Source organism: Sulfuricella sp. (assembly GCA_041651995.1).
In the GTDB taxonomy this organism is placed as follows: Bacteria; Pseudomonadota; Gammaproteobacteria; order Burkholderiales; family Sulfuricellaceae; genus Sulfurimicrobium.
In genome coordinates this window covers 34,671-54,824 of sequence record JBAZID010000012.1, presented here as the reverse complement: position 1 = coordinate 54,824, position 20,154 = coordinate 34,671, and the positions used below count along the sequence as shown (strand labels likewise).

At 57.2% G+C, this 20,154-nt stretch carries 21 protein-coding genes; 2 read left to right on the top strand and 19 right to left on the bottom strand.

Features of this window, described 5'->3' with window-relative positions; all coding sequences use genetic code 11:
• Window positions 1–118: 118 nt before the first annotated feature.
• Both WC392_12950 and WC392_12945 read right to left on the bottom strand, forming a co-directional pair.
• Window positions 119–739 carry a CDP-alcohol phosphatidyltransferase family protein gene (locus WC392_12950; GenBank protein ID MFA5243271.1) on the bottom strand — a complete coding sequence of 207 codons (621 nt, stop codon included), beginning with the start codon at window positions 737–739 and terminating at the stop codon, window positions 119–121.
• A gap of 243 nt (window positions 740–982) precedes the next feature.
• Entirely contained in the window at window positions 983–1,459 is a 477-nt protein-coding gene (locus tag WC392_12945) for an Hpt domain-containing protein (protein MFA5243270.1), read from the bottom strand.
• A 222-nt stretch (window positions 1,460–1,681) separates the two neighbouring features.
• Here WC392_12945 and WC392_12940 point away from each other — a divergent pair, with 222 nt between their 5' ends.
• Window positions 1,682–2,155 carry a CreA family protein gene (locus tag WC392_12940; protein ID MFA5243269.1) on the top strand — a complete coding sequence of 158 codons (474 nt, stop codon included), beginning with the start codon at window positions 1,682–1,684 and terminating at the stop codon, window positions 2,153–2,155.
• A 60-nt stretch (window positions 2,156–2,215) separates the two neighbouring features.
• Here WC392_12940 and WC392_12935 read toward each other — a convergent pair whose 3' ends face one another.
• The 17 genes from WC392_12935 to WC392_12855 all read right to left on the bottom strand — a co-directional run bounded on the left by WC392_12935 (window position 2,216) and on the right by WC392_12855 (window position 18,095).
• Window positions 2,216–4,042 (bottom strand): adenosylcobalamin-dependent ribonucleoside-diphosphate reductase, encoded by a 1,827-nt coding sequence (locus WC392_12935; protein ID MFA5243268.1) that lies wholly within the window; start codon window positions 4,040–4,042, stop codon window positions 2,216–2,218.
• 26 nt (window positions 4,043–4,068) lie between these two features.
• Window positions 4,069–4,863 (bottom strand): flagellar biosynthetic protein FliR, encoded by a 795-nt coding sequence (gene fliR, locus WC392_12930; GenBank protein ID MFA5243267.1) that lies wholly within the window; start codon window positions 4,861–4,863, stop codon window positions 4,069–4,071.
• Between the two features lie 22 nt (window positions 4,864–4,885).
• A complete protein-coding gene (gene fliQ, locus WC392_12925; GenBank protein MFA5243266.1) occupies window positions 4,886–5,155 on the bottom strand; it encodes a flagellar biosynthesis protein FliQ in 270 nt (89 codons plus the stop codon).
• Window positions 5,152–5,901 carry a flagellar type III secretion system pore protein FliP gene (gene fliP, locus WC392_12920; GenBank protein ID MFA5243265.1) on the bottom strand — a complete coding sequence of 250 codons (750 nt, stop codon included), beginning with the start codon at window positions 5,899–5,901 and terminating at the stop codon, window positions 5,152–5,154. The genes fliQ and fliP overlap by 4 nt, the downstream gene beginning before the upstream one ends.
• An 18-nt stretch (window positions 5,902–5,919) precedes the next feature.
• Window positions 5,920–6,393 carry a flagellar biosynthetic protein FliO gene (gene fliO, locus WC392_12915; protein ID MFA5243264.1) on the bottom strand — a complete coding sequence of 158 codons (474 nt, stop codon included), beginning with the start codon at window positions 6,391–6,393 and terminating at the stop codon, window positions 5,920–5,922.
• A complete protein-coding gene (gene fliN / locus WC392_12910; GenBank protein ID MFA5243263.1) occupies window positions 6,390–6,824 on the bottom strand; it encodes a flagellar motor switch protein FliN in 435 nt (144 codons plus the stop codon). Before fliN ends, fliO begins: the two co-directional genes overlap by 4 nt.
• Before the next feature lie 40 nt (window positions 6,825–6,864).
• Window positions 6,865–7,866, bottom strand: a complete 1,002-nt coding sequence (gene fliM / locus WC392_12905; GenBank protein ID MFA5243262.1) for a flagellar motor switch protein FliM — start codon at window positions 7,864–7,866, stop codon at window positions 6,865–6,867.
• A 33-nt stretch (window positions 7,867–7,899) separates the two neighbouring features.
• Window positions 7,900–8,415, bottom strand: coding sequence for a flagellar basal body-associated protein FliL (gene fliL / locus WC392_12900; protein ID MFA5243261.1), 516 nt, complete (start codon window positions 8,413–8,415; stop codon window positions 7,900–7,902).
• A 382-nt stretch (window positions 8,416–8,797) separates the two neighbouring features.
• The gene (locus WC392_12895; protein MFA5243260.1) at window positions 8,798–9,880 is read right to left on the bottom strand and encodes a flagellar hook-length control protein FliK; all 1,083 of its coding nucleotides are present in this window, start codon (window positions 9,878–9,880) and stop codon (window positions 8,798–8,800) included.
• A gap of 58 nt (window positions 9,881–9,938) precedes the next feature.
• On the bottom strand, window positions 9,939–10,385 hold the full coding sequence (fliJ, locus tag WC392_12890; GenBank protein ID MFA5243259.1) for a flagellar export protein FliJ: 447 nt from the start codon (window positions 10,383–10,385) through the stop codon (window positions 9,939–9,941).
• Window positions 10,386–10,395: 10 nt separating this feature from the next.
• Window positions 10,396–11,793: a flagellar protein export ATPase FliI gene (fliI, locus tag WC392_12885; GenBank protein MFA5243258.1), complete on the bottom strand. Its 1,398-nt coding sequence runs from the start codon at window positions 11,791–11,793 to the stop codon at window positions 10,396–10,398.
• Window positions 11,790–12,446, bottom strand: a complete 657-nt coding sequence (locus WC392_12880; GenBank protein MFA5243257.1) for a flagellar assembly protein FliH — start codon at window positions 12,444–12,446, stop codon at window positions 11,790–11,792. The genes fliI and WC392_12880 overlap by 4 nt, the downstream gene beginning before the upstream one ends.
• Window positions 12,447–12,467: 21 nt before the next feature.
• Window positions 12,468–13,463 (bottom strand): flagellar motor switch protein FliG, encoded by a 996-nt coding sequence (fliG, locus tag WC392_12875; protein MFA5243256.1) that lies wholly within the window; start codon window positions 13,461–13,463, stop codon window positions 12,468–12,470.
• On the bottom strand, window positions 13,460–15,115 hold the full coding sequence (gene fliF, locus WC392_12870) for a flagellar basal-body MS-ring/collar protein FliF (GenBank protein MFA5243255.1): 1,656 nt from the start codon (window positions 15,113–15,115) through the stop codon (window positions 13,460–13,462). The genes fliG and fliF overlap by 4 nt, the downstream gene beginning before the upstream one ends.
• 81 nt (window positions 15,116–15,196) lie before the next feature.
• Window positions 15,197–15,514, bottom strand: a complete 318-nt coding sequence (gene fliE, locus WC392_12865; protein MFA5243254.1) for a flagellar hook-basal body complex protein FliE — start codon at window positions 15,512–15,514, stop codon at window positions 15,197–15,199.
• Window positions 15,515–15,570: 56 nt separating this feature from the next.
• Entirely contained in the window at window positions 15,571–16,911 is a 1,341-nt protein-coding gene (locus WC392_12860) for a sigma-54 dependent transcriptional regulator (protein MFA5243253.1), read from the bottom strand.
• A 14-nt stretch (window positions 16,912–16,925) separates the two neighbouring features.
• Window positions 16,926–18,095: an ATP-binding protein gene (locus tag WC392_12855; GenBank protein ID MFA5243252.1), complete on the bottom strand. Its 1,170-nt coding sequence runs from the start codon at window positions 18,093–18,095 to the stop codon at window positions 16,926–16,928.
• A 448-nt stretch (window positions 18,096–18,543) separates the two neighbouring features.
• On the opposite strand from WC392_12855, the gene WC392_12850 reads away from it, so the two are divergent.
• Window positions 18,544–20,124 carry a methyl-accepting chemotaxis protein gene (locus WC392_12850; protein MFA5243251.1) on the top strand — a complete coding sequence of 527 codons (1,581 nt, stop codon included), beginning with the start codon at window positions 18,544–18,546 and terminating at the stop codon, window positions 20,122–20,124.
• The last annotated feature ends 30 nt before the right edge of the window (window positions 20,125–20,154 follow it).

Here is a 20,154-nt window from a genome sequence, read left to right as displayed (position 1 = left end):
AAGCCCAATAAACTCAAACAACAAAACCGGGTCTTGAAGTTTGGGTTTGTTGGGCTTCGCCACATCAGCTTGAATCGCACCCCAACAATGCCGAAAATCATAAAAACACGAAAATATCTCAGATTTTCGGAATATGCAGAGTCCGGCTGATCATCAATGAGCCGGAAACCGCGAACATCAATACCAGCGGGTGGAATCGCCATGGCCCAATGTGAACCATGCCAAACCAGAGATGGTCGCCGATCGCACCGTATCCGGCGGCGATGGCAATGACGATGACGAGCAACAATGAACTGGGGATCGGCGTGCCCTCGAAATATTTCACCTTGTCGCTACCTTGCGCCAGGTCTTCAGCTGTAACGTTATAGCGCGCAAGGCGGCTCACACCGCACGCAACGAAGTAGAGCAGGATCATTAGATCCCATAGGCCGTTCATACCGACGCCGTAGGCGATGGCTACGGGCGCGACACCGAAGGAGATCACGTCGGCCAGGGAATCCAATTCGCGCCCCAGCACCGAGCTTTGCTTGCGCCATCGTGCGACATGACCATCGAGAATATCGAATACAAACGCCAGGGCAAGCAGGGCACAGGCAAAAAACAGGTTCCGCACATCCGGGGTCTGCACATAACTCATCATGGCGAACAACGCACCGGCACCGCAGATGGCATTGCCTAAGGTAAACCAGTCGGCGAGATGGAAACTGCGGATCATCGAGAGATGCTTACTTGGTTTCATGGTGCGGTATCCTTTGGATGCCTCTTCTGGATTTGTAAAATCGACTTCCGATGTTCCTGGGCAATGCTCGATGAGTTCAACCCAAATAATCCATTAAATTGTAGGTCGGGCTTCAGCCCGAGATTTCGGGCTGAAGCCCGACCTTGTATACGCGGCGGCTGAGGTCCAGGTTGTCCGGCGTGTCGTCAACCACCAGTATGGTGGCTTTTTCGGTGAAGTCGAGTTCGTCCATGAAGGCTCCTCTCAGGCGGGTTTTGCTGTGGCAGTTCTCAGTGCTGCGAGCGCTGCTTCGAAGTCGAATGCCCGAATGTTGTTGTCGATCTCATGACAGTGGTGAGGGAAAGCTGCGTTTAATAGTTCCGCATTCGCATCCATCACGTCAACGGCGCCCACATCGCCTGCGAGCAGCAAGGACTGCAGCTGGTTACAGACTGCATCGAGCTTTTTCCGGTTGTCCGTGGCGGACGGCCTTCCCTGCTCCTCCGCTTCCCGCGCCATCTCTGCGATGCGTGTCGGCCCATCGATTCGGGCATCGACCTCGTCACGCGAACGGCGCGACTTGATCGCAAGCTCGAGTTTTTCCGCCAGCGGTTGCAGACTGCCAAGGCCGATGTTGCCGGTCAGGCCTTTCAGTGTGTGGGCGAGCAGCTCCGCTGTGTCCCAGTCGTTTTGATCACGCAGGAAGTTGGGATTGGCTGGGTCAGGGGGTTGGTTGGGCATGCCGATTTCCTTAAATCCTGACCAACTCCCGGCAGCCTGCCTGGAGCGTAGCCATGATTTTTCCGGTACAAAGTGAAAGGAATTACAATGAATACCTTGAACTCTGCGCCTTTATGCGGCGCCAATCTGTGCGCTAGCGAACTTAGTGGGGAAGTTTGGCCTATCGGCTGTTTGCATTTTCGGAGTAGCAGATTGCGCGACCACATGAAAAGGATCAAACCAATGAAAATTACTACCTTCTCACGTCTTATGACAGCCAGCCTGTTTGCCTTGAGCGGGTCAGCCAACGCCGAACCTGTCGGCTGCGTCACCACCGCCTGGAAGCTCATCGGCGCTAATCACAAGGTGTGTGTCGAGGCATTCAACGATCCCAGGGTGCCGGGCGTTACCTGCCACGTCAGCCAGGCCAGGACCGGTGGCGTATCGGGAAGCCTGGGGCTGGCGCAGGACCCGTCGCAGTTTTCCCTGGCCTGCCGCCAGACCGGACCCATCGTCCTGCCGGCCAGGATGCCCAGGGAAGAAACCATCTTCACCGAGGACACCTCGATTCTCTTCAAGGAAACCCGCATCATGCGCATGTGGGACGAGGCGAACCGCACGCTCGTCTATCTGGCCATCAGCCGCAAGCTGATCGAGGGAGCGCCGGCGAACAGCATATCCACGGTGCCCGTCATGCCGTGGGGCGGCAAGCAGTAGGCAGGCCGGCATGGCGGCTTGCCCGCTAAAACCGTTGCGCTTCGATTCTTCAAGACAGGGCTAGTCCGCTTCGCGTTCAAGCGAACAGCATTGGCGATCCGGGGCGCGCTCGTCGGCAGGCATCAGTACCTGGCCTGTGACCGCATTGGGACGAAACACGGTGCAACCTTTCAAGCCGCGATCGTAGGCCAGCTGGTACAACCCGCTGAAGCTGGAAAAGCTTAATTCTTCCGCCACATTAATGGTCTTGGAGATGGCGCTATCCACGTGGGCTTGCAGCGCGGCCTGCATGCCGAGATGGGCTACAGGCGGCAACCCGGCGGCGGTCACAAAAGCCGGCGTCAAACGAGCCTGTTCGCCAAGGAAAGTCCGGAATCGTGCATAGGCATAATCCTGCGTTTCGAATGAGGAAAGGCTGCCATCCGCGGCTCTTATGCTGCGCCGATAGCGCCAGTCATAAACCGGCTCCAGCCCGCTCGATACATTGCCGGCCAGCAGGCTGATCGTTCCCGTTGGCGCGATGGCGGTGAGATGGCTGTTGCGTATGCCGTGGCGGCTGATGCCTTGCCGGATATCTTCGGGCAGGGAGCGCACGAATTCGCCCTGGCCATGTTTTTCGCTGTCGAACAGGGGAAACACACCCTTTTCGCGTGCCAGTTCGATGGAAGCGCGATAGGCCGCGTGCGATATGCGCGCCATTACTGCCCCGGCAAGGCGGAACGATTCCGCACTCCCGTAGGGAATGCCCAGCATGATCAAGGCATCGGCCAAGCCAGTGAGGCCAAGGCCCATACGGCGCGTGGCGCGGGCGGTATCGGCCTGTTTGACCAGCGGGAACAGCGAGGCCTCATAAACATTATCCAGCATGCGTGTGGCGAGTGCGGCAGCCTGGCTGATAGCCTCCATATCCAGCGTCGCTGCGGGGGTAAATGGCTGGTGCACGAAACGGGTCAGATTGAGCGAGCCCAGATTGCATGCACCGTACGCAGGCAGTGGAACTTCGCCGCAGGGATTGGTCGCGCTTAGATGCTCGCAATACCACAGATTGTTTTGCTGGTTGACCCGGTCAATGAAGATCACGCCTGGCTCGGCGCAATCATAGGCCGCGCGCATCAGCCGCTCCCACAGCCCGCGCGCCCTCACCCGCCGGAAAACCCGGCACAAGTTTGATTTTTCAGCGCCCGTCCAGCTACGCTCGATGACCTCGCCCGGGACTTCCTCATCCACCGCCAGGGGAAAAACCAGTGGCCATTCCCCATCCTGCTCTACTGCGTCCATGAAGGCATCGCTCACCAGCACGGAAAGATTGAAGTTCCGCAAGGATTTCGGGTCACGCTTGGCATCGATGAACGCCTCGATATCGGGATGATCGCAACTCAGGGTCGCCATCATGGCGCCGCGCCGCGCACCGGTGGAGAGGATGGTGGCGCACATGCTGTCCCAGATATGCATGAAGGAGAGAGGCCCGCTGGCCACCGCGCCTACCTGCTGCGCCGCCATCCCCTGCGGCCGCAGGGTGGAAAAATCCAGGCCGATGCCGCCGCCCTGCTGCATGGTCAGCGCGCTTTCCTTGAGCGTCTCGAAAATCCCGGCAATGGAATCTTCAATGCTACCCATCACAAAGCAGTTGAACAAAGTAACGTGGTGGCGGGTGCCTGCCCCGGCCAGAATTCTCCCGCCGGGGAGGAACTTGAAGTCCTGCAACAGCCCATAGAACCGGGCCGCCCAGTCATCCGCGCACTCGGGCCGCTCTACTGCGGCCAATGCCCGCGCGACACGGCGCCAGGTATCCTCGATCGTGACATCGCAAATTACGCCACGCTCTCGATAGCGGTACTTTTCATCCCAGATTTGGCTGGAAATCCGCTCAGCCAGAATTTTATCCATGTCCCTCCCGGGGCAGGGGAGCCTTGTTACGGCCCGGCAGGCCGGGTTGCCCGTGCGACCTGCAGCATCATCTCCAGGCCGTCGAGCGTCATGCGCTCAAAAATCGGTGTCATGTATGGCAAGGTCACGAACAGCATCAGAAATCCGGCTGCCAGCGTGATAGGGAAGCCCACCGCGAAAATATTCAGCTGTGGAGCCGCTCGCGTCATGATGCCGATCGACAGATTGGCTATGAGCAGGGCGGCGATCATGGGCAGGGCCAGCAACAGGCCGGCACGAAAAATCTCGCCTCCCCAATCAACCAGGATTTTCCACCCCTGTGCCGACACAGGCTCCGCCGCTATTGGAAAAACCCTGAAGCTTTCCACCAATGCCTCGATCATCAACAAATGACCATTAAGCGCCAGAAAGACCAGCGAAAAAACAATCCCGAGGAATTGGGCGACCACTGGCACCTGAGCCGAGTTGATCGGATCAAAGAAAGTTGCGAATCCGAGACCCATTTGCAAACCGAGCAGGTTACCCGCCATCTCGACCGCGACAAAAACCACCCGCATGGCCAGGCCCATGGCAAGCCCGATCACGACCTGCTGAACCAGAATCAGCAAACCGGCAGCAGATCCCGGGTCAACATCGGGCATGGGGCCCAGCACCGGCGACACAACCAGGGTAATGGCCACAATCAAACCTGTTTTTGCGCTGCGGGGAATACTGGGATTACCCAGCACGGGCGCACTGGCGACCAGAGCGGCAATACGGAAGAACGGCCAGATAAAGCCCGTCAGCCAGGCGAGGAGTTGTTCAGAAGTTAGAGTCAGCATGAAACGGCGCGATCGGCATAAGCTAGCCGATCATGCCCGGGATACCGGAAAACAGCTGCCGCATGTAATCCACCATCAGGGTGATCATCGATGGCCCGGCAATAAACATCACCAGGAACATCACCAGCAGCTTGGGGATAAACGACAAGGTCATTTCATTGATCTGCGTTGCCGCCTGAAAAATGCTGACCAAAAGCCCGGTCACCAGCGCTGCCAGCAGTATTGGCGCAGCCAGCAGCATGGTCACTTCGAGGGCATGGCGGCCCACTGTCATCACGGTTTCCGGCGTCATGTATAGAAGCTCTGAACCAGTGAAGCCATAAGCAGTGCCCAACCATCTACCAGCACGAACAGCATCAGCTTGAAAGGCAGCGAAATCATGACGGGCGACAGCATCATCATGCCCATCGACATCAGCACGCTGGCAACGACCATATCGATGATAAGAAAAGGGATGAAGATCAGGAATCCGATCTGGAATGCGGTTTTGAGCTCGCTGGTCACATAAGCAGGAACGAGAATTCTCAGGGGCACGTCTTCTGGTCCAGCCAGTGGCTGGCTGTTGGAAAGCTTGACGAACAGGGCGAGATCCTCATGCCGCGTCTGCCGGAGCATGAAAGCCTTGAGCGGCTCGGCGCCCTTTTCCAGCGCTGGCATGAGCTCGATCTTCTTGTCCGTATAGGGCAGATAAGCTTCGTTGTAGATTTTCTCGAACACCGGCGCCATCACGAAAAAAGTCAGGAACAATGACATGCCGACAATCACCTGATTGGTCGGGGACTGCATGGTGCCCAGGGCCTGGCGCAACAGGGAGAGCACAATGACGATGCGGGTAAACGCGGTCATCATGAGCAGCGCGGCGGGCAGAAACGTCAGCGCGGTAAGAAACAGCAGGGTCTGGATACTGAGGGTATAAGTCTGGCCGCCACCTGGCGACGGCGTGCTGGTCACGGCAGGAAAACCGGCATCGGCTGCCACTGCCAGTTGCGGCAACGCGAGCAGAAATACCCAAGCTGCAACAAAAAACAGATTACGCATCAATCCTCTGCCCATAAATTATTTGCTGCCGGCCGCCGCGTTACGCCGGCTCACGACATCCTTGAGCCAGACCGAAAAACGCTGCTCCCCCCCTGGCTGCGCATTGCCCTCGGGCAGATTTGCGATCCTGGGCATATTGTGCAACGCAGTAACCTGGCCCGGCGCCACGCCGACTACCAGCCATGTCTCTCCCACTTCCACCACCACCACTCGCTCTTTCGGGCCCACTGCAATTCCGCCAATCAGCCTGATGTTCCCACCCGCAGAAACCTGCCCCGGCGCGAAACGTTTCAGCAACCAGGCTGTTGCAGCCACCGTGCCCAGAACAATTACCAAGCCCAGCAGCACTTGCAGCACGCCTCCCAGAGAAACGGGCGAAGCGGGAAGCGGTGGTGGTGCCTGCGGCGGTGCCGCCAAAGCCAAAAAGGAAGATGAAGCGAGGAAAAGCAGCAGGCCCAGGGAGGCAAGCACGGAAAACCGCAGGGAATTCATCGGTTGAGCTTACGAATCCGCTCGGCGGGAGAAATGATGTCGGTCAGGCGGATGCCAAATTTGTCATTCACCACCACCACTTCACCCTGAGCGATCAGGCAACCGTTGACCAGCACATTCATGGGTTCGCCAGCCAGACCATCCAGCTCCACCACCGATCCCTGCGCCAGTTGAAGCAGGCTGCGAATGGCAATTTTGGTGCGCCCCAGCTCGACTGTCAGACTGACCGGAATATCCAGAATCATGTCCAGATTATTGACCATGCCAGTCTGGCCGGTAGATGCGGAAAATTGTTCGAAAACAGGCGTTGTGACTACTTGGGGCTGAGCTGGCTGGGTGCCGGAGGAAGAATCGGTGTCGCCCTGTTCTGCCATTGCGGCCGCCCAGTCGTCTTCGGCAGCGGTGCCGGCAGTTTCGCCCTGCTCGGACATGGCGGCAGCCCAATCATCCGCTCCAACTTGGCCTTCTTCTTCAGCCATTACTTCTCTCCGATGAAGATTCGGTTTCCGGCATGGTCAGGATCTTGTTGACCTTCAGCGCATACTGGCCATTGAGAACGCCATATTTGCATTCAAGTACAGGTATACCGTCCACTTCCGCCACAATGGCTTCGGGAATATCCAGAGAAATCACATCACCTACCTGCATATTGAGAATCTGCCCCAGGTTTACTGGCGCCTCACCGAGATTAGCGACCAGATTGACCTCGGCATCCTGGATCTGCTTGGTCATCATCCGCATCCAGCGCTCGTCCACATCCATGCGCTCGCCTTGCATGCTGCTGTACAGGACATCCCGAATCGGCTCGATCATAGCATAGGGCATACAGACGTGAAAGTCGCCGCCACCCGACCCCAGCTCGATGTTGAAGGTGGTCACAACCACCACTTCGCTGGGTGTCGCAATATTCGCGAACTGGGTATTCATTTCCGATCGAACATACTCGAATTCCACCGGGTGAACCGATTCCCAGCATTTTTTCATTTCCTCGAACACCACGTTGAGCATGTTCTGGATAATGCGCTGTTCGGTGGGTGTGAAATCCCGGCCCTCGACGCGCATGTGAAAGCGTCCGTCACCGCCGAACAGATTGTCCACCACCAGAAATACCAGGTTGGGATCAAAAATGAACAGCGCGGTGCCACGCAAGGGTTTAATGTGAACCAGATTAAGGTTGGTCGGCACCACCAGATTGCGGATAAATTCGCTGTATTTCATGACGCGCACCGGACCAACGGAGATTTCCGCCGTACGCCGGATAAAATTGAACAAGCCGATACGCAACATGCGCGCAAAACGCTCGTTAATCATTTCCAGCCCAGGCATACGCCCGCGCACGATGCGCTCCTGTTTGGCAAGGTTATAAGGCTTGACGCCTAAGCCGTCATCAACCCCGGCCTCTTCTTCGACCTCGCCCGTCACCCCCTTGAGAAGGGCATCGACTTCATCCTGTGAAAGTATATCGTCAGCCATTTTTCCGATGTCCTGGCGTCACTGTCCGGTCATCTACTGAATCACAAAAGACGTGAAAAATACCGCGGACACCCCTTCGTCCTCTTTGACGTGCAATGCCTTATTGATTTGAGTCTTGATTTCGCCACTCAATTTCTGCTTGCCCTCGGCAGTTGCCAAAGCACTGGCCGTTTTGCCGGATAGCAGCAAAAGAAGGGTATTGCGTATCTCGGGCATGTGCGCCTTGACCTTTTCTGTCGCCTTGGCATCTGCCACTTTGAGCTCGACATCCGTTTGCAGCATGCGATCCTCGCCTTCAGAAGCAAGATTGACAGTGAAGGTTTCCAGCTTGACGAACACCGGTGGCTTCGCTGGCTCGTCTTTTTGTTTGGCTTCTTCCTGTCCGTCATGGCCTGCTTTTTTGGCTTGCATGAAGTACCAGGCGGCCCCGCCACCGCCAGCCAGCAGCACTACGGCTGCAACAATGATGATCAGCAGCTTGCCCTTGCCTTTCTTGGGCGCTCCCTCCGCGACATCCGCAGCCGGTTTTCCTTTGTCTTTGGCCATCATTTCCTCGCTTTCGCTTCCCGCCGCACTCAACCAGTGTCGACATTTACCACTTTGGTGGAACTTATAAACTTAAATGATATAAAAAACAAGTAGTTTTGGCTGATAATTTATGTACTTTAACAACTATCACTGCGGGCACGCACCAGCCATGAGAAAGCAAATTGCGCCAGACCATCAACGGCCGGAAATGAAAAACGCCGCCCACATGAACAATTACTTGTTATAAATCAGCAATATAACAAGAACCCCGCCGGACAAAATCCGGGTAACGAAGAAAAAACACAGCACAAAAAAACGGATTTTTTGGAATACTGCGCACAGATGTTGCATTAAAACAACATCCCGGCATGAGAGCCCGGGCCAGACTGGCCCGGGGTTTGTTTCAGGCAAACAGATCAACCATTCCACTACCATCCTGACGCAGTGAAATCACGCCGCCTATATTCTGAGGCGAGTGCATGTTGCCGGTTACAGCAAAATCCGGCTGCCGCGAAGCGTCTGACCGCCCCTCACGGCCAGGCATCTGCTGCTGCGGCAAGGAATCGGAACCGACCGTGGTATTGCCAAGGGTCAACCCGCTATCAGCAAACATCTCGCGCAAGCGGGGCATGGCGGCTTCAATAGCATCGCGCACTGCGGGTTGATGTGATACGAACATGGCTGAAATCTGGTCGTTACTGACCGTCAGCCGCACCTCCATCGGACCCAGATTGGGTGGATTAAGGTGTAACTCGGCCACCTGTGTTTGCTGCCCGGCCATCCACACCACTTTCTGGCCAAGCGCATCGCCCCAGCCCGGACTGCCCACGGGCGCCTGAAGTGTGAGCGGGGAAAACTGCGAGGGCTTTGTTTCGGCCATAGCAAGCTGATTTGCCGTCATCATGGCGGACAGGTTACTGGCCGTGACATCCGGCATGCGCGGCGTATCCACGGGCAACAGCGCCTGGCGCAACACTTCCCCGCCGCCTTCCACCCGGCCGTGCGGCAATATTTCACCGTCAACGGCAAATTCTGCCAGCCGGCCCGAATCCAACGCTGCCGCTTTTACTTCTGGAGGCTCCGTGCTGAATTGAGCCAGAACATCAGGATCGCCATTGACACCCTCAAGCGCCTTTCCAGGAGACGCAAGCTGCTTCCCAACGTCGGCCGGAACCGGCAAAAAAACCCCGGCAAATGGAATCAAGCCGCCATTTGGCGCGAGCTCACTTCCTGGCAAAAAATCCGTTACCTGCTGCCCCCCCACGTCGACTGGAGCAAATTCCGTGGATACCGCATCAAGGCGTGCCTTGATCTCTGTGTCAACCACAGCCTCGTCAACCACCGCCACTCCCTTGATCTGTGCCTTGAGCAGGGAAGAAAAATCCACGCCCTCGCCAGAGGCGCTGCTATTTTCCGCTCCGGCGGGCTGGGCGGCATTGCCGGGAATTTTTGGCATGACGGCCATGGCTGCTGGTATTGCTTGCATGTTTCAACCTCATTCAGCACATTGTCTGAATGGGTTTAGAGCAATATTCATGCCACATTCACTGCTCACCCTCCATGCCACTTTTCTTGCTGGATAGCTCATCCTGCTCTTTCTGTTCAATCTGGTTCTCGCGTTTTTCTTCGGCACGCCGGTGGCGCTGCGACAAGGTATCAAAAGCCTTGAGCTTGCCGCGCTGCCGCAGCCACTCCTGCTGTCCGGCGCCCCACCGCGCCTGGCAACGCGCAACTTCATCCTGTTGCAATTTGATGGCGGTATCCAGCTTGAGCAGAAAAAGCTGAAAATCCCGCAGCGCCATGGCTGATGTCCCGCCACTGCCGGATTCACGCAAACGCTCCCGGTAACTCTCCCGGTATGCCAGCAACTGCTTGAGCTTTTCCTCGGCATCATTCCAGCGCACCTTCAAAGCCTGAAGGTTTTTCGCTGCCAGATCCATATGATTCCGGGATAGATCCAGCAGTGATTGCAGTGGAAATTTACGCGCCATGATGTTTCGACTACTGGCCGAACAACGCAGCCAGTTGGGCCACACTCTCGTGCTCGTTGACCTGCTGTCGCATGCTTTGCTGCAGAAAAGCCTCGAGTCGCGGGTACATCATGATCGCCTCATCCAGCAGGGGGTCGCCACCCTTGACGTAGGCACCGACACTGATCAGGTCCCGGCTGCGGTGGTAGCGCGAGTACAGCAGTTTGAAACGCCGCACCCACTCCAGGTGCTGGGGTGTGATCAACTCGGTCATGGCACGGCTAATCGAAGCTTCGATATCGATCGCCGGATAATGCCCCTGGTCGGCAAGAGAGCGCGACAACACCACATGGCCGTCGAGAATGGCACGTGCGCTATCGGCGATGGGATCCTGCTGGTCGTCGCCTTCGGTCAGAACGGTATAAAAGGCCGTAATCGAGCCACCGCCATCGCGGCCATTACCGGCACGCTCAACCAGTTGCGGCAGCCTGGCAAATACCGAAGGCGGATATCCCTTGGTAGCAGGCGGCTCGCCGATCGCCAGCGCAATTTCGCGCTGCGCCATGGCATAGCGGGTCAGGGAGTCCATGATCAGCAGGACATGCTTGCCCTGGTCGCGAAAATATTCTGCAATCGCCGTCGCATAGGAAGCCCCGTGCAGGCGCAGCAACGGCGGCGCATCGGCAGGCGCGGCCACGACCACCGAGCGTGCAAGTCCTTCGGCGCCAAGAATGTTTTCGATAAATTCCTTGACCTCACGGCCCCGCTCACCGATAAGACCAACCACAATCACGTCGGCACTGGTGTAGCGCGCCATCATCCCCAACAACACGCTCTTGCCGATACCGCTGCCGGCAAACAGCCCCATGCTCTGCCCACGTCCCACACACAGCAAGGAATTGATGGCGCGCACGCCGACATTCAGGACATCGCGAATCGGCGCCCTGGCCAGCGGGTTGAAGGGCCTGCTTTGCAGTGGAACCGAGCAATCGGTCAGGAGCGGGCCCAAGGAATCGAGGGGGCGGCCTGCGCCATCGATGACGCGCCCCAGCAAGCGGTCACCCACCGCCACTTGCTTGGCGCGGTCTTCATTGCGGCGATGCCGTCCGGGGCGGCCTGCTGGCTGGGACTGCGAAGGAAAGTTGCTGACAGCGGGCGTGACTTTTGCCCCTGGCGTCAGCCCATACACGTCAGTGGAAGGCATCAGAAGCAAACGCTCTCCGGAAAAACCGACCACTTCCGCTTCCATGTCATGCCCATCCGGCATGGAAACAAGACAGCTGCTACCGACCGCCAGCTTGAGACCCACCGCCTCCATCACCAGTCCGGTCACCCTTGTCAGCCGGCCGGTAACGACCCAGGGAGGGCTGCCCTCCACGATCTCCCGGCAATTCTGCAGATGATTTTGCCAGTTATCTTTCGGATTCATTTCGGCGCCAGCCAATCCCCGTTCTGCCCTAGTGATTCGAGCACATTTTGCCAGCGCGTTTCAAGCGTGGCATCAAGTTCGCCATGGGAGGTTTCAAGACGGCAGCCACCAGGTTCAATCTGGCTATTTTCAACCACTCGCCAGTGACCATGGACAAGCTCTGCCTCAAGGCTGGCGCGTACCAAAGCGGCGTCCTGTGGATGCAAAATCAATTGAGGGTGCTGGTTGGCCTGAGGAAAGCTATTGATGGCTTCCTTCACCACAGCCAGAATCAGTTCCGGCCGCACTGGCAGTGCCTGGCGCAACATCTGGCGAGCAATCCCGAGCGCCAGATCGAGCAAAGCTTGTGACACTTCCTGGTCCATTTGCTGCAGGGCTTCACTCACCTGATTCAGCAAGCCATTCAGGCGTTGCGCTTCCTGCCTGGACTGCTCCTGCCCATCGCGGTATCCCTCTGCCTTGCCCTGCTCGAAACCCTCACTGTAGCCTTCCTGATGCGCCTGCTGGTGCATGACTTCAATCGCTTCGGCAGTAGGTAGCGTTACCTGGCCGCTGCTGGCGCTTTCCGTCCCAGCCTTCGTATCGTCAAAGGCATCCATTTCCCAGCGCTGGTATGCACTTAACTGCTCTTTTGGAATAATGTTATTGGACATGCGTTATCGGCTAGCGAACGATCAGACCATCTGCTCGTCGCCCTTGCCTCCGAGCACGATCTGGCCTTCATCTGCCAGGCGGCGCACCACCTTGAGGATTTCTTTCTGCTCGGATTCAACCTCGGACAGCCGTACCGGCCCTTTGGCCTCGAGGTCGTCGCGCAGCATCTCCGCGGCACGGGAAGACATGTTCTTGAAAATCTTTTCGCGCAGGTCCGGCGTCGCGCCTTTCAGGGCAAGAATCAGGGATTCGGACTGGACTTCACGCAGCAGCAGCTGGATCGAACGATCGTCCAGGTCATTCAGATTATCAAACACGAACATCTCGTCCTGAATCCCCTGCGCCAGTTCCGGGTCATAGTCGCGAACACTATTGATCACCGAAGTTTCGTTGGCCGTGCCCATGAAGTTGAGAATCTCCGCCGCCGCACGCACGCCGCCCATGGCGCTTTTCTTGATGTTGGTATTGCCGGCAAGCAGTTTGGTCAACACATCATTTAGTTCCTTCAGCGCGGAGGGCTGGATACCATCCAGCGTCGCGATGCGCAGGATGACATCATTACGCAGCCGTTCAACAAAGGAACCCAGTATCGCACTGGCCTGATCCCGGTCCAGATGCACGAGGATGGTGGCAATGATCTGGGGATGTTCATTCTTGATCAGCTCCGCCACGGCAGCGGCATCCATCCATTTCAGGCTCTCGATACCCGCCGTGTCGCCGCCCTGCAGGATGCGGTCAATCAGGGTTCCTGCACGCTCGTTGCCCAAAGCCTTGGTCAGCACTGAGCGGATATATTCGTCGTTGGCCATGCCGACGTGGGTTTTTTCCTCGGCTTCCTTGCGAAAATCATGCAGCACGCCTTCGATCTGATCGCGCTTCACATTTTTCAGGGTCGCCATTGCAGATCCCAGCTTCTGCACCTCTTTCGGACCGAGATGCTTGAACACCTCAGAGGCCTCCTCCTCCCCCAGGGACATCAGCAGAATCGCACTCTTGATAACGCCGTCGTCGCTCACTCTGCACCCACCCAATCTTTCACGACACTCGCCACCACACGCGGGTCCTGTTTCGCCAGTTCCTTGGCCGCCTTGAGATTTTCCTCATAACCTGCGGCACGGGCCGCCTTCGTGGCACCCTCCGGCGAGATTTCGGCAGCCGCTTCACCCTCCTCGCCCGTTACCCCCGCGTGTTCGCCCACGCGCTCATGGGGGCGGGCCAGATCACGCAGGATGGGGCGAATCACGCCGAATACCAGGTAGAAGAGCAAGGCGGCGATCAGCAGGTTTTTACCGATTTCTTTCACCAAAGCCATGTTGCCTGGCTCTTTCCACAACGGAATGGCAGGAATTTCCCCTGCCTCGCTCTCGGTAAAGGCAGCATTGACCACATTCAGGGTGTCGCCACGGTTCTGGTTAAAACCCATGGTCTCCTTGACCAGATTCTGGACCTGGCTCAACTCGGCCGGGGTGAGCGGCTTGTTAATACCCTTCCCGTCCTTGCGGTGGTTCACCACCACAGCCACCGAGAGGCGCTTGACGCTGCCAACCGGCTGACGAACGTGCTGGATGGTTTTGTCCACCTCGAAGTTGACAGTGGATTCCTTGTGAACATTGGCACCACCAGCAGCCGCTCCTGCCGCCCCACCCGCACCCGGCGCAGCAGCGGCAGTAATTGGTGCGCTTGCCGCCCCCGGAGGCTGGTTGGACAACGCTCCTGGCACACCACTGGCCGGCCTGCCGGCATCACCGTTGGTTTCGCTCATCTGCTGACTGCGAATCGCGGCTTCATTCGGTACCGGGTTGGGTTTATAGGTTTCCGCCGTCTGTTCAACCATGGCAAAATCCAGGTCAGCCGCCACCTGTGCCTTGACGTTACCCAGCCCCAGAATCGGCATCAGAATGGATTCAATACGTTTGACGTAGCTCTGCTCGACCTGATGCAGATAATCCAGTTGCGTCGGATCCAGGCCCGCGTACTTGCCGGCCCCGGCCCCGTCTCCGGCACCGGTGAGCAGGTTGCCGTTCTGATCCACCACGGTCACGTTCTTCACGGGCAAGTCAGGAACACTGCTGGAAATAAGATGCGCGATACCGCTCACCTGGGCCGTATCAAGATTACGGCCAGGGTATAGGCTCAGCAAAACGGATGCACTGGGTTTTTGCTGCTCGCGAATAAAAACCGAGGGACGCGGAATGGCAAGATGCACGCGCGCGCCCTGTACCGCGGAAAGCGACTGAATGGAGCGGGTGATCTCACCTTCCAGGGCACGCTGGTAATTGACCCGCTCCTGGAATTCGCTCATGCCGAGTTTCTGGCCATCCATCAGCTCGAAACCAACCACGCTTCCCTTGGGCAAGCCCTGCGAAGCAAGGCGCAGGCGCACCTCGTAAACCTGATTGGAAGGCACCAGAATTGCCCCGCCGCCTTCGGCCATCTTGTATGGGATGTTCATCTGCTGCAGGGAGGAGATGATCGTACCGCCGTCGCGGTCGGAGAGATTGCTGTAGAGCACCCGGTAATCGGGAGTCTGGGACCACATCCAGCTACCTGACAGGAGCGCGATAATCGCGGCCACCGCGAACATCAAGCCCAGCTTCTGCTGATTGCTCAAATGGCCGAGTCCTCCGCGCAATCTGCCTAAAGCCGTGTCCTGGGCCGCTACTGCCATTGATAGACTCTGTGTAAGTTAACCCCTGCTAAACGCACCGGGAAGAAGAAAAAAAAAACATCTACAAAGAACCCAGAGACATCATACCGGCATGTTCATAATTTCCTGATACGCGGAAACCAGCTTGTTTCGCACTTGCACCATGGTCTGAAAGGATATGTTCGCCTTTTGTAGCGAGATCATCACTTCCTGCAAGCTGGCATCTGACGTGCCCAGTTCAAAATTTTTCGCCATGTTTGAAGATTCCTGCTGTGCGCCGTTGACCTGATCCATGGAAGTCTTGAGCATGGCGGCAAAATCTGCCCCCTCTTGCGGCGCCTGCTGCGCGCTTCCCCCTGCCGCCACGGCAGCAGTCGCCTGCATCTGGCTGAGAAGCTGGTCAATTCCCTGCATATTCATGATTAAAAAATCTCCGGCATCAATTTATATGCTTGCAAACAAGCAAAAACCATACCTTAATTATTGGCAGCCAGCCCGGAGGCAGCACCTTCTTCCCGATATTGCTGCAACTTGTAACGCAAGGTACGCTCGCTCATGCCCAGCCGCTGCGCAGCCAGCTTGCGCGAGCCCTGCACCGCATCCAGCGCTTCCATGATGTGCGCCCGTTCCAGCGACTTCATATCCAGCGGCGCTTCCGCGGCCGGCTCACCCCTTGGCGGCGATGCTCCCCTCGACACTTGCGGCAGATGTTCGACCTCGATCAAGGCACCCGGCGCCAGAATCAGCGCGCGCTGTATGACGTTTTCAAGCTCCCTGATGTTACCCGGCCAGTCATATTGCGTCAATTGCCTTGCCGCTCCCGCTGACAGGGAAATACCGGCACGCCCGAAGCCGGCGGCAAAACGGGCGAGAAACTGCTGCGCCAGCGGCACGATATCAGCGGGCCGGTCTCGCAATGCGGGCATTTCCAGCGGAAACACGTTAAGGCGGTAATACAGATCTTCGCGGAACCCTCCGCGCTTCACCTCTGCCGCCAGGTCACGATTGGAAGTAGCCAGCACACGCACATCCAGTGCAATCGCCTTGCGCCCGCCAACCCTCTCCACTTCCTTTTCCTGCAGTACGCGCAGCAATTTTGCCTGCAGCGCCAACGGCATTTCAGACACCTCATCCAGCAGCAATGTCCCGCCCTGAGCCTGCTCGAATTTGCCAGACTGGGACTGCTGCGCGCCGGTAAAAGCGCCCTTCTCGTGGCCAAACAGGGTTGCTTCCAGCAGGTTTTCAGGGATCGCAGCGCAATTGATCGCCACAAAAGGTCCGCCGGCACGCGGAGAAGAGCGGTGAATAAAACGCGCCACAACTTCCTTGCCGGTACCACTCTCGCCCGTAATCATGACGGTCGCCACGGTTGCAGCCACCCGCTGCGCCAGGGCAAACAGCTCGCGCGAACGCGCATCTTCAGCAAGCACTTCAACCGCGCCATCCGCCGGAGCCGGCAGCATGTAGCGCACCACTTCGGCCAGCAAGGCGTCCGGCTCGAAAGGCTTGGTCAGATAATGACACGCCCCTGCCTGCATTGCCTCAACAGCCTTGTCGATCATCCCGTAGGCAGTCATCAGCAACACCGGCAAATGCGGATAAGCCTGCTTGATTTCACCCAGCAGGGTATGGCCATCCATAGGCTGCATCTGCACGTCCGTCACGACCAGGCCAACCGTGCGGCGGCGCAACACTTCCAGCGCCATGACGCCATCCTCAGCGCTAATTGCCTCATACCCGGAAAGCGCGAGAGTGTCGCATAAAGCCTCGCGCAAATCCCTGTCATCCTCAACAATTAAAATCGGCAGTGTTTTCATCGCTGTTTTTTCATTCAAATTTTTTCTACCGGCAGGCGCAGCACAAATTCACTCCCTTCTCCGGGAGCAGAACGCGCCTCCACCTTTCCGCCATGGGCTTCAACCACATTGCGCACGATCGCCAGCCCAAGACCGGTACCCTCGTTGCGGGTAGTAAAGAAAGGCTCGAACAGCCGCCCGCTCACCGTCGCATCAAAACCGCGCCCGGCGTCGCTCACACTCAACTGCAACATGCCGTTCTCAATCTGCTTTGCGCGCAGCACAACCTTGCTGCCGGCATCACTTGCCTGCAAAGCATTTTCCAGCAAGTTAAGCAGCGCGCCTGTCAACGCCTTGCGATCAGCGCGCAATACGCAGGCAGGATAATCATCCTCGACCCTCAGGACGACGCCGCGCTCATGCATTTGCGGCTCCATGATTTGCACCAGTTCCGTCAGCAATCCAGCCAATGGCAAAATTTCGCGCGTGCCTGCCTGGCCTTTTACAAAAGACAGCATATCCTGAATCAGGTGCTCCAGATGACGCAAGCGCGCCACCGCCTTTTCAGCAAAACGGGCGCGGTCCATTTCGGCCAACCCCGGCTTGCTCAGATTAGCGGTATACAACAGTGCCGTGGAGAGCGGAGTGCGCAGTTGATGGGCCAGGCCAGCAGCCATTTCGCCCATCGCTGACAGGCGCTGGTGGCGCTGCAGATCCTGCGCCATCTGGTAGGCTTCCGTGATGTCATGCAACAGCACGATCCGCCCGCCCAGGGAGTCCAGCGGGTTTATTGAGAGATTGAGCCGCCGTAGCGAACCGTCCTCAGCCGTCATTTCCCATTCATGGGGCGTAGCCGTCTGACAGAGGCTACGCTCAAGCGCCGCCCCCCACTCCTGCCCGACAAGGGCATCTCCCAGCAAGCGCCGCGCAGCAGCATTCGCGTCACTAACCCGGCCCGCGCCATCCACCACGACCACCCCCGCAGGCAGGGCTGCCAACAGCATCGCCAGGCGCTGAGACAGCGCCTCCTTCTCCAGGTACTGGCGCCGCAACGCACCGTTTGCCACGGCCAGCTCACCGGTCAAGCGCTCGACCTGACCCTGCAGTTCATGATAAGCGCCGGTAAGCTGGGCCGAAGCTTCATTAAAAAGACTGAATGCCTGTTCCAGCTCTTGCGGACTGACTTGTTTGGCGGCTTCGGACAAGGGCAACCCCCTTCAAATGGTATGCCCATTATACATGCCGGATCCGCACCCAAACGCGCCCCTGGCGCGCAGAGACTGGGTGCTGTTGACGGCATAGGGGAATCCACTACAATACCATCAGTGAACCCCCGATCACATTGCCGTAATAATTTCACAATATAGCGCAACAAACTCGAACAAAAAAATGGGGTTTTCTATCCGGATTCAAACTTTAAACGTGAAACAACGCAAAGCGTTGCCAAAGTCCCTCTCTCCCACCGGGAGAGAGCAAGGAGAGAGGGAAACGGTCATGGCGAAACGTCGTTTCATGATTCGGGACGGCGTTTCGCCATAACCGTTAAGGATAAATCAGGCGTAAGCATCTAAAACAATCTTGACCACGGTCCTGACTGCTATTGAACAGTCATCGATAAAAAAGCCGGGCAAGAACTTGATGGGGGAAATAATCATGAAAAAGAACTTGCCGGTCACCAGCAGCGAAACAATTTACCGCGACAGCGCGGTGCTGATTTCCAAAACCGATACACGCGGTGTGATTACTTACGCCAATGCTGATTTTATTGAGGTCAGCGGATATGACGCCACTGAACTGATCGGCAAATCACATAACATTGTGCGCCACCCGGACATGCCGCCAGAGGCCTTTGCCGATCTGTGGAAACAAATTCAGGCGGGCAAACTATGGCACGGCTTTGTAAAAAACCGCTGCAAGAGCGGTAACTATTACTGGGTTGAGGCCAATGTCACCCCTATCACCGAACATGGGCAAATTACCGGCTATCTCTCCGTACGCACCAGGCCAAGCCGCACTCAAATCAGCGAAGCGGATGCCCTTTATGCGCGCATGCGCGAAAACAAGGCTCACGGCGCACGCCTCACAAACTGGCTCGGGACCCTGAGCATCAAAACCCGCCTGATCGGCATGATCGTGCTGTTTGCCCTGATATCAAGCGCCAGCGCGGCACTGGGCCTGGGTGGCGTGGTCCTGGGCATTCTCAACCTGGGACTGGCAGCCGTTCTTGGTCTATTCATAGTTCGCGCCATTGTCATGCCGCTGGATGACCTGCGGTCTACCCTCATTGCAATCCAGGGAAACGAGGACATGTCACTCCGCGCCAGGATTTTCAGGGATGATGAAATCGGCCAAACGGCACAAGCACTCAATGCCCTGGTGCTGGGCTTCCGTGGCATCAACGGCGAAGTAATAATGAGTGCCGAGAAAATGTCCGGCGCATCAGCTCAATTGGCCCACCTGTCCAGCCAGGCCAGCCAGAACGCATCGACCCAGGATGAAGTCAGTGCCGTTTCGACCGCACTGGAAGAACTGACAGTCAGCCTCGCATCCGTGGCAAAAACCACCCAGAACGTGCTGCAAATTGCACGGGAAAGCCTCGACAACGCACACCATGGCAACGAGAGCCTTTCATCCTTGCTGGGTGAAATCGACATCGTGGAGCAGACGGTGCGGGAAATTGCCGGCAAGGTGGGACAGTTCGTCAACAGCACCCAGAGCATTCGCCAGATGACCAAGCATGTGCGCGACATCGCCGACCAGACCAACCTTCTCGCGCTCAACGCAGCCATTGAAGCGGCCCGTGCAGGCGAGCAGGGGCGCGGCTTTGCCGTGGTAGCCGACGAGGTAAGAAAACTGGCGGAGAAATCCGCTGCCGCAGCTAGGGAAATTGACACCCTGACACAGGAAATCGCGCAACACTCCGGTGGCGTGGACGAATCCATCAACCGGGGACTGGAACATCTGACCAACAGCCAGGATGCGATGGAAAACCTGGCCATGGTGCTGGCAGATTCTTCCCAGACAGTGAAAAATGTCAGTGAGGGCGTGGAGACCATTGCCGCCGCCACAGATGAAGAAGTCCAGGCCAGCACCGATATCAGCCGCAATGTCGACAAAATTTCCAGCATCACTGAAAACAACAGCATGGCTATCAGTCAGACCCTGACTGCCTCCGAAGAACTGGAAGATATGGCGCATCACTTGAGAAATACCGTCAGCCGTTTCAAGATTTGATGCAGATGCATTAAAAATTGGTTATCCTTC